Annotated in this window: 11 protein-coding genes; 9 read left to right on the plus strand and 2 right to left on the minus strand. The window is 70.0% G+C overall.

Annotated elements, in window-relative coordinates; genetic code table 11:
• Positions 1–46: 46 nt before the first annotated feature.
• Positions 47–886 (minus strand): SDR family oxidoreductase, encoded by an 840-nt coding sequence (locus tag OHB56_RS31495; protein ID WP_406356926.1) that lies wholly within the window; start codon positions 884–886, stop codon positions 47–49.
• A gap of 400 nt (positions 887–1286) precedes the next feature.
• Here OHB56_RS31495 and OHB56_RS31500 point away from each other — a divergent pair, with 400 nt between their 5' ends.
• The 3 genes from OHB56_RS31500 (at position 1287) to OHB56_RS31510 (ending at position 3784) form a co-directional block, all read left to right on the plus strand.
• On the plus strand, positions 1287–1487 hold the full coding sequence (locus OHB56_RS31500; RefSeq protein ID WP_406356928.1) for a hypothetical protein: 201 nt from the start codon (positions 1287–1289) through the stop codon (positions 1485–1487).
• Between the two features lie 96 nt (positions 1488–1583).
• A complete protein-coding gene (locus OHB56_RS31505; RefSeq protein ID WP_406356930.1) occupies positions 1584–2051 on the plus strand; it encodes a hypothetical protein in 468 nt (155 codons plus the stop codon).
• Positions 2051–3784: an FUSC family protein gene (locus OHB56_RS31510; RefSeq protein ID WP_406356932.1), complete on the plus strand. Its 1734-nt coding sequence runs from the start codon at positions 2051–2053 to the stop codon at positions 3782–3784. Before OHB56_RS31505 ends, OHB56_RS31510 begins: the two co-directional genes overlap by 1 nt.
• Here the strand turns inward: OHB56_RS31510 and OHB56_RS31515 are convergent.
• On the minus strand, positions 3735–3935 hold the full coding sequence (locus OHB56_RS31515) for a hypothetical protein (protein ID WP_406356934.1): 201 nt from the start codon (positions 3933–3935) through the stop codon (positions 3735–3737). The genes OHB56_RS31510 and OHB56_RS31515 overlap by 50 nt on opposite strands.
• A 556-nt stretch (positions 3936–4491) precedes the next feature.
• Between OHB56_RS31515 and OHB56_RS31520 the strand changes: the two genes are divergently transcribed.
• From OHB56_RS31520 to OHB56_RS31545, 6 genes are all read left to right on the plus strand, one after another.
• Positions 4492–4719, plus strand: a complete 228-nt coding sequence (locus OHB56_RS31520) for a ferredoxin (protein ID WP_406356936.1) — start codon at positions 4492–4494, stop codon at positions 4717–4719.
• On the plus strand, positions 4716–6107 hold the full coding sequence (locus OHB56_RS31525; protein WP_406356937.1) for an NAD(P)/FAD-dependent oxidoreductase: 1392 nt from the start codon (positions 4716–4718) through the stop codon (positions 6105–6107). Before OHB56_RS31520 ends, OHB56_RS31525 begins: the two co-directional genes overlap by 4 nt.
• Before the next feature lie 13 nt (positions 6108–6120).
• The gene (locus tag OHB56_RS31530) at positions 6121–7335 is read left to right on the plus strand and encodes a cytochrome P450 (protein ID WP_406356939.1); all 1215 of its coding nucleotides are present in this window, start codon (positions 6121–6123) and stop codon (positions 7333–7335) included.
• A gap of 671 nt (positions 7336–8006) precedes the next feature.
• The gene (locus OHB56_RS31535) at positions 8007–8315 is read left to right on the plus strand and encodes a hypothetical protein (RefSeq protein ID WP_406356941.1); all 309 of its coding nucleotides are present in this window, start codon (positions 8007–8009) and stop codon (positions 8313–8315) included.
• A 277-nt stretch (positions 8316–8592) separates the two neighbouring features.
• Positions 8593–10413, plus strand: coding sequence for a glycoside hydrolase family 15 protein (locus OHB56_RS31540; protein ID WP_406356943.1), 1821 nt, complete (start codon positions 8593–8595; stop codon positions 10411–10413).
• Positions 10414–10416: 3 nt separating this feature from the next.
• Positions 10417–10728 carry a hypothetical protein gene (locus OHB56_RS31545; protein WP_406356945.1) on the plus strand — a complete coding sequence of 104 codons (312 nt, stop codon included), beginning with the start codon at positions 10417–10419 and terminating at the stop codon, positions 10726–10728.
• The last annotated feature ends 587 nt before the right edge of the window (positions 10729–11315 follow it).

An 11315-nucleotide genomic window follows, 5' to 3' on the forward strand; every position in this document is an offset into this window, starting at 1 on the left:
CGTATGCACGTGGGTCTCTCCGGGGGCCGACGCGGATGGGGTGAGGTCAGCCGCCGGTGGCGAAGCCGGGGAAGAGGGTCATCCCGCCGTCGACGTAGAGGGTGGTGCCCACGACGTAGTCCATGAGGTCGGAGGCAAGGGCGACGGCCGCGTACGCGATGTCCTCGGGGTCGCCGACCCGGTCGTAGGGGATCAGTCGCAGGAGATCCTTCTGGGCTTGTGCTGTCTCCCAGGCGCTGCGGTTGATGGGGGTCTTGATGGCTCCGGGAGCGACCGCGTTCACGCGGATCTTCTTCGGGGCGAGTTCCTGGGCGAGGGTCGCCATCATCATCTGGATGCCGCCCTTGGAGGAGGCGTAGTTCACGTGCCCCGACCACGGAATGATCTGGTGCACCGAGCTCATACAGATGATCTTGCCAGCCGCGCGCGAGACCTCGGGCACGACGCCGCGCCGGAGAAACTCCTTCGTCGCCTCGCGCGCACACAGGAACTGCCCGGTGAGGTTGACGTCCAGCACCTTCTGCCACTGGGCGAGCGTCATCTCGGTGAACGGGGCGTCGCGCTGCAGTCCGGCGTTGGCGACGAGGATGTCGATGGTGCCGAACTCCTCGACCATCCGCTCCGTCATCGCCACGACCTGGTCCTCGTCGGACACGTCCGCCTCATAGGCTGCCGCCCGGACCCCGAACCCGGTGATCTCCTCGACCACCTTCTCCGCCTCCTCGCGGCCGGCCACGTAGTTCACCACGACATCGGCCCCGGCCCGGCCCAGGGCGACGGCAGTCGCCCGGCCGATTCCGGAGTTCGCGCCGGTGACCAGCGCCTTCTGGCCCTTCAACAGGTGCGCGGGGACCACGTTCTGAGGTGCGCCCTCGGCGGAACTCACGATGGCTCTCTCCTTCCACTGGGTAACCGGGGTCGGACGGGCCGTGGCCCGGAGGTTCAGACGCCACACAAACACGGCGGACGAGGAGTGGCACCGCGACTGAGCCAGCGTTGCGCTGACCGACTGAGGACCTTCGCCCGGTCGGAGGCGGGGCATCGGCCCGGGGGCAGCCCAGCCGTTTCACGAGGTGATCGTCCACGCGAAGGGCGTCCACGGTTGTCGTCGCAATGACGTTATCTCCGTCCTGTCGGAACGAGTCCAGAGTCGACCTCGCAGGGCCGCTCCCAGCACCACGATGGCGCCTCCTGTCATCCCGTCCGCCGTCGGCCCAGAGTGATGTGGCGCGGGCTCGACCCAGGGGGCAGTCTGTTCGGCTCTGCCTGGGGCTATGGCGGGAGGAATGGCAGTCCCCTCCTCGGCGCTCCAGTACCGATCGCTCTTTGTACGGTGCCCGGGCCTGGCCGCGGTCGGCACCTACCCGGGGGCGATCGTGATGATCACTCACGGCGAGGGGACCATCGCGGCCCTGCGCCTGGGCCGCGTCCTGCTGCTGCCGGACGCACACGGGGACTGTGGAGCGAGGCTGCTCTCCTTCGCCTGACCGGACCCGGTGCGCGGTGGTCCGGCGCACCCGCCCGGCCTACCGTGATGAGTGGGGGCGGGCGTGCGCTGTGCCGAATGAAGGAGGAGGCCGCGGGTGCCCCTTGGCGGTGGGCTGGAGTGGCTGAAGGCCCGTGATCCGGGCCTGCGGGCGGTACGTCGTTCGGTCCGGGTGACGCTGGTGGCGTGTGCGGGCTTCTACGCCGCCCGCTACGGCCTGGGGAACCATGTCGCGGCGATCTACGCACTGTTCGGCGCGATCGCCACCGGCGGGATGTCCTTCGTCCCGGGTACGCCGCGTGAGCGCGCCCGCACGCTGCTGGCGGCGCTGCCGGTCGCGGCCGCGCTGGTCACCCTGGGCACCGTGCTCGCGGTGCACTCGTGGACGGCGGCCCTCGGGATGCTCGGGGTGGGCTTTCTGGTGTCGTTCGCGGGGGTGGGCGCGCCCCGGATTGGGGGCTGGCAGGCGGTCTCCAGGCGTTCTACATCCTGGCGTGCTTTCCGCCGTACGTCCCCGAGACGCTGGGGGCGCGCCTGGCCGGGCTGGCGACCGGGATGGTGCTGATGGCGGCGGCCGAGGTGTGGCTGCTGCCGGATTTCCCACCGGGGCGTTACGCGGACCGGCTGGCGCGCGCCGCGGCGCTGGCGTCCGGGGCGCTGCGGGCGCTCGCGGCGGAGCCGCGGTCACCGTTCGAGAGCCCGGAGCGGCTGATGACGGCGTCGGAAGAGCTGCGGATGAGCCGGGTGCCGGACGACGAGCGCCCGACGTCGGCGTCGGCGCGGGACCGGGCACTGTGCCAGGGCGCCTCCTACATGCGTCATCTGCTGGCCCAGACCTGGCAGATGACGCAGGAGGCCCGCGACACGCCCGGCGCCCGCGACCCCGCGGCGTCCCGGCTGCTGCACGCGTCGGCCACCGCATGCCACGGTGTCGCCCTCGGGCTGTCCGGCCGGGGTCCGGCGCCTTCCGACGCCCCGTACACCGCCGCCGCGGCGGACTTCAAAGCCCACCGCGTCCGCCCGCAGATGCGGGGCGCGAACAGCGCGGCCGTGGTGCACGGCGGCGCGATCGCCCTGGACATCGCGAACACCGGGGCGCTCCTGGTCACGGCGGTGCGGATCGCGCTCGGCGCGCCCGTGCCCGTGCCCGCGGACGCGACGTCGTCCGCGGACCGGCCGGGCCCGTTCTGGTACGCAGGCCGGTCATCGCTCTCGCTGTACGCGCGCCGCCTGCGGGCCCATCTCACGCCGCGGTCGGTGTACTTCCAGAACTCCGTCCGGATCGCGCTGGCCCTGGCGGCCGCCCGGCTGGTCGTGGGCGTGCTCGATCTGTCCCACGGCCTGTGGGCGCTGCTGGCCACCATCACCGTGATGCGGACCAGCGCCGCGGGCACTCGTACGGCGCTGTGGCCGGCGTTCGGCGGCACGCTGGCGGGGGCCGCCGTGGCAGCTGTGATGCTGTACTCCGTGGGCGGCCACGTGGCGGTGTACGCGGTCGTGCTGGCGCCCCTGTATCTCCTGGCGTTCTCGGCGGGGCCCGTGCTCGGCATGGGATGGGGCCAGGCGTTTTCCGCGATCGCCGCAGTCGCCGCCTTCGCCCAGCTCGCTCCCACCGGGCCGGGGGTGGCCGCGGTCCGGTTCACCGACATCGTCATCGGCGGTGTCACCGGCGCCCTGGTCGGGCTGCTGGCCTGGCCGCAAGGCGGCACCGGGGAGCTGCGGCGGGCCTGCTCCCGGCTGCTGGACCAGGGCACCCGTGCCGTCACCGAGATCATCGACACCATCACCGGGGCCGGGACGGCCGGCGACGCGCTGGCCCGGGCCCGCCTCGCCGAGGTGATCGCGGAGGCGAGCTACGTGCAGTACGCCACCGAGCGCGGCGCCCCGGACACGGAACACCCCGCCGGAACCGACTTCCAGGCGATCATGCTCGCCGGGGACCGGGCCATCGCCATGGGTCAGACCCTGATCGAACACTGCCTGCCGGGCGCGCTGGCGGCCTGGCCGGACACCGCCGCGCATCTGCGCGACGCCGCGAACCATCTTCGGCTGACCGCGCTGTCGCTGACGTACGACCTGCGCTCCGGGAAGCCACGCCCCGCGCCCGTCGAGCCCGCGGACCAGACCGTGCCGACGGACCACGCCGTCATCGCCGACGTATGTGCCGCCTCGGGCGGCCGGGCGCCCGACCCGCTGCTGTACTACGCCGTCGACGCGGCCATCTGGCTGGCGAGCCTGCAGCGGGTGGTCACGGCGGTCCGTCCGGCCACGGAAGGGCGGAGAGCAGCGCCGGGTTGACGACGGCGAGGATCGTGGCGACGCCCTCGCGGGGTACGGTGGGCCACAGGATCGTACGGGCGCCGCGGTACTTGGCGGCCGGCCACAGCTTCTGCTCCCCGGCGAGCCGGGCGGCCCGGTCCGGGTGGCTGTTGTGGGCGCCGTCGGCCACCGGCCGGCACCGAGGTGGTGTCGGCGGCGTGGATGAATCAGGCGCATTCGAAATTCTTTCGGATCCCGGCGTACGCCAACGCGTGCTCGGCGGTGACCCGCCAGGGTGTGAAGGATCGTCCCGCCGTGTGGCCTCTCGCGAAGCATGTCGGGTATGCCAGAGGCCGCCAGGAGTGCTTGCTGAACCGCGGTGGACAACTCCTTCGGCAAGCCCCTTCCGCCCAGCTCAGAGGCACACTTCTCTCATTCGGTCACCCCTCGGACACCGGGGTCGCCGACACCCGTACGTCCCTTTTCCGGAGTGCGGACGACGCGCGCGCGGGATACGCTTCTAACGGCAAGGTCAGGTTCTCCGGGCGGTTTTGCAGACGCCCAGGCCGCACTCCCGATGACCAAATCTTCCTGCGGAGACCTTTGACGTGCGTGGTGCACCCCTTCGCATTCGCAGGGGTGAACAGCAGCCGAATCCCTGCATCGAAGGCGTGCCTCGCGCTTTCGGCGCCGTAGCAGTGCCGCCTCAGGGCCCGCAACATTGTGTCCCTGAAATGGAGTTCGGGATGAGAGTTGTCGTTGATCTTTCTCGGTGTCAGGGGTATGCGCAGTGCGCGTTCCTGGCTCCGGACGCGTTCCGGATGCACGGCGAAGAAGCCCTGATGTACGACCCGAACCCCGACGATGCCCAGCGCGAGCAGGTGCTGCGCGCCGCGGCAGCCTGCCCGCTCCAGGCCATTCTGGTCGACCAGCTCGAGGGGCGGGACGCACCGGTGGGGACGGCGCAGTCATGACCAGCGCCGACACCCTGAAGGGATTCAAGCGCGACGGCCGCATCGTCATCGTCGGGGCGTCACTGGCGGGACTGCGGGCCGCGGAGACTCTGCGCGACGAGGGTTTCACCGGATCGTTGACCATGATCGGTGACGAGTTGGGCGAGCCCTACGACCGGCCTCCCCTGTCCAAGCAGGTCCTGACCGGGTGGGTGCCCGCCGACGGCACCAAGCTGCCGCGGCGTCGTGACATCGATGCGGAGTGGCTGCTGGGCGTGCCCGCCGACGGGCTCGACCTGGCGACCAACCACGTGCACCTTGCCGACGGACGCGAGGTTCCCTTCGACCGGGTGCTGATCGCCACCGGGGTGCGGGCCCGGCCTTGGTTCGTCGAGAGCGAGGCGGCCCTGGACGGGGTGTTCGTCGTGCGTACGCGCGAGCACGCCGAGAGCCTGCAGCGAGCCCTTGCCGCCGGGCCCTCCCGCGTACTGGTCATCGGAGCGGGATTCACCGGCTCCGAGATCGCCTCCATCTGCCGAGAGCGGGACATCCCCGTGACCGTCGCCGAACTCGCGCCGGCTCCGCTGGTCGGGGCGCTCGGTGCCATGATCGGTGAGATCGCGGCGGACATGCAGCGCGCTCACGGCGTCGACCTGCGCTGCGGTGTCAAGGTCACCCGGCTGGAGGGCGACACCCAGGGGCGCTTTCGCCGTGCTCACTTCGACGACGGCAGCACCGTCGACGCCGACGTGGCGGTGGTGGCACTCGGCGGCATCCGCAACACCGACTGGCTGCGGGACTCGGGCCTGGCGGCAGGCCCATGGGGCATCGCCTGCGACACGGGCTGCCGCGCCCTCGACCTCAACGGCCTGATCACCGACGACATCTTCGTCGCCGGAGACGTGGCCCGCTGCCCGAACCCGATCTACGAGTACCGGCTCATCTCGCTGGAGCACTGGGTCAACGCCGTGGAGCAGGCCCAGGTCGCGGCGCACAACATGGTCAGCGGCCAGGCGGACCGCTGGCCCCACCTGTCCATCCCGACGTTCTGGTCGATCCAGTTCGGCGTCAACATCAAGTCCGTCGGCGTGCCGACCTTCGCCGACGAGGTGGTCGTCACCCAGGGGTCGGTGGCCGACCGCCGCTTCGTCGCCGCATACGGATACCGGGGCCGCGTGACCGCGGCGGTCAGCTTCAACAACGCCAAGTGGCTGGACCACTACCGACAGCTGATCGAGACGGCCGCGCCCTTCCCGCCGCCCTGCCCGACGCCCGATCAGCCCGCCGACGCGAAGCCGGTGCCTGTCGACTTCCCCGGCCCCAAGCTTCTCGCCCAGGGCGCCACCGTGGTCGTCACCGGCCACGACCCGGGCGAGCGGCGCGTCACGGCCGCGTGGCAGCACCGGTAGGAGGGAAAGCGACATGACCACCACCGAGACGCCCGACACGCTGCGCCGGATCCTCGACTACTCCTCCCGGGCCGACCCGTACTCGCTGTACGCCGAGCTGCGCGAGACGCCGGTGGCTCTGCAGGAGGACGGCAGCTACGTCATCAGCACCTACCGCGAGCTCACCGGCATACTGCACGACCCGCACCTGAGCTCCGACGTCCGCCACCTGTCGCGGCCGATGGCCACGACCGAGGCAGCTACCACGCCGTCGTTCATCAACCTCGACCCGCCCGAGCACGACCGCCTGCGGCGCCTGGCGATGCGCCACTTCGGCCCCCCGCACACCCCGGGGCTGGTGACCGGCATGGAAGGCGACCTGACCGCCATCGTCAGCGGCCTGATCGACGACTTCGCGGGCAAAGAGCAGATCGACATCGTCGACGACTTCGCCTACCCGTTCCCCGTCACCGTGATCTGCCACCTGCTCGGCGTGCCACGCGAGGACGAACCGCGGTTCCACGTGTGGGTGAACGCCATCGTCGACTCGCTCGACTACGACCCCAAAACCGACCCGAAGGAGAAGCTGGACAACGGCGTGCAGGCCAGGAAAGACCTGCGCCAGTACCTCGGCGGGCTGCTGGACCAACGCCACGGCCGGCCCGGCGACGACCTGCTGACACGGCTGGCCAACGACGACGGGCCCGACGGGCGGATGACCGACGACGAAATCATCAGCACCGCCAACCTGCTGCTCATCGCCGGCCACGAGACCACGGTCAACCTCATCACCAACGGCATGCTCACCCTGCTGCGCCACCCGCAGGTGCTGCAGCGGCTGCGCGACGAACCGGACCTGATCGTGCGGCTCGTCGAGGAACTGCTGCGCTACGAGCCCCCGGTGCACATCATTCCCTGGCGGGCGGCGTACAGCGACATCACCGTCGCCGACACCGTCATCCCCAAGGGCGCGCAGATCATGCTCATGCTCGCCTCGGGCAGCCGCGATCCGGACCGCTTCGACGATCCCGACCGCTTCGACCCCGATCGGCGGGACAACCAGCACCTGGGCTTCGGCAGCGGCATCCACCTGTGCTTCGGCGGCCCGCTGGCCCGGCTGGAGACCCAGATCGCGTTGAACGAGCTGGTACGCCGCCTGGACCGGCCCAGGCTGGTCGCCGACCCGCCACCGTACCGGCCCAGCCCCGTCCTACGCGGTCCCATCCACCTGCACATCGAGCAGAGCTGATGGGGAACGCGACCGCAGCAGTAGAGCCGGCCAGGGCCGAGGCTGCGGCGAGCCCGCTGTCCTTCGCCGTTGCGCCGTATGAGTGGGATCACGGAGAACCGCTTGCACGGCCCGCGAGGGGCAACGAAGGGGCATTTCGCCACTATTTTTCCAATGTTTGGCACAGGTTTACAGGAGGCGCCGAAGGGAATGACATCAACCTGTCGCTACGGGGCGAGGAACGGGACACCTACCGCCCCGTCTTCGGGACAGTGCGGGACACTTTCACCACGACCGGCCACTGAGGTCACCGGTCGCCGGACTGTCCAGCACTCCCCGGCGTTCGATGACACGGCGCACGCTCGCAGGCGGCGATTTTGCCGGCGCAGTAGGCCGCGTTGTCCGGACCGCTCACCCAGGATGCCGATCGGTAAAGGAGCGACTAGCGTCTACAGGTGAGAGCCGCAACCGGGCACGTTCCGTCCGGCTGGATCTCCACAGTGGGGACCGCGGCTGCAGCGCATCGCCCGCGGAACCTTACGCGGACGGCACAGCGGCGCCGTAGAACGAGACGTGCTCCTCATATCCTTTGCGGCGACGCCTAAGACCGCGCCGCACATTTCGTCTGGCGGCCGCGGCCATCGGTCTCGCGCGTTCCGAACGACGCGAGAAGATGGGAAGAAGGTATACCAATGCGAGCCCAGCGCGCGAAGCGTCTGTTCGCGGTGTCCGCAGCCGGTGTTCTCATGGCTGGCGGCGCGGCGATGGGCGCTACGGGGACCGCTTCAGCCCACGACTCCAATCACAACTCCAACCACCACGTCAGCCGTGACTGCGGCGACCGGTGGAACGACGGCGGTTGCGGCCATGGCTACGGCGGCGACCACGGATACGGCGGCCATGACAACCATGGCGGCTACGGAGGCGGCTACGGAGGCGGCCACGGTGGCGGAGGCCACGGCGGCGGCCACGGTGGCGGAGGCCACGGCGGCGGCCACTGACGGCACTGACCACTCCCAGTGAAAGCACGTTGTGCGGCTCCCTCACCAGGGCCGCACCTCGTGGTTCCGGCAACACGTCACCTGTTTGACGGACCGTCAGGAATCTCTGCTCTTAGTGATGGTCAGTCAAGAAAGGTCTCTGTACGCTGCATGCGTCTGACAGACCGTCGACGGCAGCGCCGTGGGCGGGTGATCTCCGATTGCCTCGACGTGGCAGGAGTGACGGAGGTGCCGGATAGTGGAAGCAGGGGCTTCTTCCGAGACCTCGGAGTTTGCAATGGACCGCTACCCTCCCATCGCCGAGCACGGCCTGGTGGGCGACCTGCAGACCGCCGCGCTCGTCTCGTCGCAGGGCGTCGTCGACTGGTTCGCCGCTCCCAGGTTCGATTCGCCCAGTGTCTTCGCCGCCCTGCTCGACCATGACCGCGGCGGGTACATGCGGCTGGCCCCCGAATACCCCGACGTGACCTGCAAGCAGCTCTACTACCCCGGCACCGCCATCCTCGTCACCCGGTTCCTGTCGCCGGACGGGGTGGGCGAGGTGATCGACTTCATGCCCCCGGACCAGACCCGCACCGCCACCGACCGGCACACCCTGGTCCGCTGCGTCCGTGCCGTGCGGGGGACTGTCGACTTCACCCTCGAGTGCCGGCCGCGCTTCGACTACGGCCGGGCCGAGCACGAACTCGAACTCGGCGAGAACGGCGCTCTGTTCCGGGCCCCCGGGATCGACGGGCACCTGCAGTCCACCTTCCCGCTGGAGCGGGAAGGCCAGGACGTGCGCGCCAAGGTGACTCTGAAAGCCGGCGAATCCGGTGGCGCCGTGTTCACCGTCTGTGCGTCCGGCGGCGAGGCGCCCACACCCCCCACGGTCGAAGGGCTCACCGGGCAGTTCGAGGAAGTCAGCCGGTTCTGGCGGCACTGGCTGCGCCAGTCCCGCTACCGGGGACGGTGGCCCGAGCTGGTGCACCGCTCGGCCATCACCCTCAAGCTTCTCACCTACGCCCCCACCGGCGCTCTGATCGCGGCGGCCACGATGGGCCTGCCCGAACAGGTCGGCGGAGAGCGCAACTGGGACTACCGGTTCACCTGGGTACGCGACGGCTCGCTGTCCGTGCGGGCCGTGCTGGACCTCGGCTTCGTCGAGGAGGCCACCGCCTTCCTCCACTGGTTGACGGACAGGCTGCGGGAGCGCGAGGGCAAGGAGGGGGAGTCGCTCCAGACCATGTACCGGATCGACGGCAACCCCGACCTGCCGGAAGAGACACTCGATCACTTCGAGGGCTACCGCGGCTCCTACCCCGTCCGCATCGGCAACGGCGCCGCCGACCAGCTCCAGCTGGACATCTATGGCGAGGCCATCTACGCGGTGTCCCAGGGCGCCGAGATCGCGCAGCAGGCCAGTTTCGAGGGGTGGCAGACGGTTGCCAGGACGCTGGACTGGTTCGCAGACGCCTGGGACCGGCCGGACGAGGGCATCTGGGAGACCCGCGGCGGCCGCCAGGACTTCACCTACAGCCGGGTGATGTCCTGGGTTGCCCTCGACCACGGGCTGCGCCTGGCCGAGACCTTCCGCAGGCCCGCCGACGTGGAGCGATGGCGCACGGCGAGGGACGCCATCTTCAACCAGGTCATGGAACGAGGCTGGAGCGAGAAGGAGCGCGCGTTCGTCCAGCACTACGACGGCGACGTCCTGGACGCTTCCCTCCTGCTCATGCCCAGGGTCGGGTTCATCGCCCCGAAGGACCCGGCATGGCTCTCCACGCTCGACGCGATGGACCACAAGCTCGTCTCCGACAGCCTCGTCTACCGCTACGACCCGGCGGCATCGCCGGACGGGCTGCGCGGCTCGGAGGGCACCTTCAGTATGTGCACCTTCCTTTACGTCGACGCGCTGGCCCGGGCGGGGCGGCTGGCCCAGGCCCGCTACACCTTCGAAAAGATGCAGACCTACGCCAACCACGTCGGGCTGTTCGCCGAGGAGATCGGTCCGAGCGGGGAGCAACTGGGCAACTTCCCCCAGGCGTTCACCCATCTGTCCCTGATCATGGCCGCCATGACTCTCGACCAGGCGCTCGACGCGGAGACCGGGCGCTGACTCATGGTCACGCATGCCCGTCCGGCCGGACCGCCACCGCTGACGGCGACCGAGTTCGACGCGCTGTACCGGCGGCTGCTCTCGAGCGCCTCCTGGGCCGAGGGCGGCCGTGGTGCTCTGGCCGCGCTCACTCCCGCTCGGGTGCTGGCCGCCACCCGCGAGGTGCGGACGGGCCGGACGGTCACGCTGGCCGCGCCGGTGGAGACGCTGCCCGGTCCGGACAATCCGGAGCCGGCGAGGCACCGGATGAGCGGGCAGTCAGACGAGGCCCTGTTCTCCCGAAGCCACGGCGAAGTGACAAGTAGCTCTCTGTAGCGGATCCGGGGTGTGCTTGTCAGCGTTTTTGACCTTCTGGGATGAGTATCTCGGTGTTCACGCCGGTCATCATGCCGCAAAGCACCGACACAGGGTGACGATCGACCGACGGCTACGGCGAATACGCGACTCCTGAACATGCGGGCCTACCAGTCCCAACGCCGTACTACTGGGACCCCACCTTCCGGCAGATCAGCCCTTCAAGATCATCCCGTGGCGGCTTTTGGGCTCACCTTGGCCGGACCCGTACTCCCTCGTGAACTGGGTCCACGACCCGAAGGCATGACGGGCCGGTGGATCCGGTGCCGGTCGCGACGGGACGGAAAGCGCGCGGGTTCCTGCACCCCGGGCGCCCTGACGCTCCCGGCACCCCTGGGTGCCCTTGAGCGGGTCCTAATGATGAACCGGTAAAGCCGAGAATGTCTCCGCGCTGCCCGTGGTCGTCCCTTCACCTACGCGGCAGTGCTCTGTGGGGTGTCCTTCGCCTGCACTTTTCCTGGGACGGCTCCCGCGCCTCGGATACGGCGCCGGGGCGTACTAGACCGGTTCAGTAGGCTGCCGTTAGTTTGAGCGGAGCCGTACACGAG

This window comes from Streptomyces sp. NBC_01635, assembly GCF_045209715.1.
GTDB lineage: Bacteria > Actinomycetota > Actinomycetes > Streptomycetales > Streptomycetaceae > Streptomyces > Streptomyces hirsutus.

Coding starts and splice junctions, on each gene's coding strand:
- OHB56_RS31520 (WP_406356936.1), top strand. CDS start 4,492: ATGAGAGTTGTCGTTGATCTTTCTCGGTGTCAGGGGTATGCGCAGTGC.
- OHB56_RS31530 (WP_406356939.1), top strand. CDS start 6,121: ATGACCACCACCGAGACGCCCGACACGCTGCGCCGGATCCTCGACTAC.
- OHB56_RS31540 (WP_406356943.1), top strand. CDS start 8,593: ATGGACCGCTACCCTCCCATCGCCGAGCACGGCCTGGTGGGCGACCTG.
- OHB56_RS31500 (WP_406356928.1), top strand. CDS start 1,287: ATGGCAGTCCCCTCCTCGGCGCTCCAGTACCGATCGCTCTTTGTACGG.
- OHB56_RS31545 (WP_406356945.1), top strand. CDS start 10,417: ATGGTCACGCATGCCCGTCCGGCCGGACCGCCACCGCTGACGGCGACC.
- OHB56_RS31535 (WP_406356941.1), top strand. CDS start 8,007: ATGCGAGCCCAGCGCGCGAAGCGTCTGTTCGCGGTGTCCGCAGCCGGT.
- OHB56_RS31510 (WP_406356932.1), top strand. CDS start 2,051: ATGGCGGCGGCCGAGGTGTGGCTGCTGCCGGATTTCCCACCGGGGCGT.
- OHB56_RS31525 (WP_406356937.1), top strand. CDS start 4,716: ATGACCAGCGCCGACACCCTGAAGGGATTCAAGCGCGACGGCCGCATC.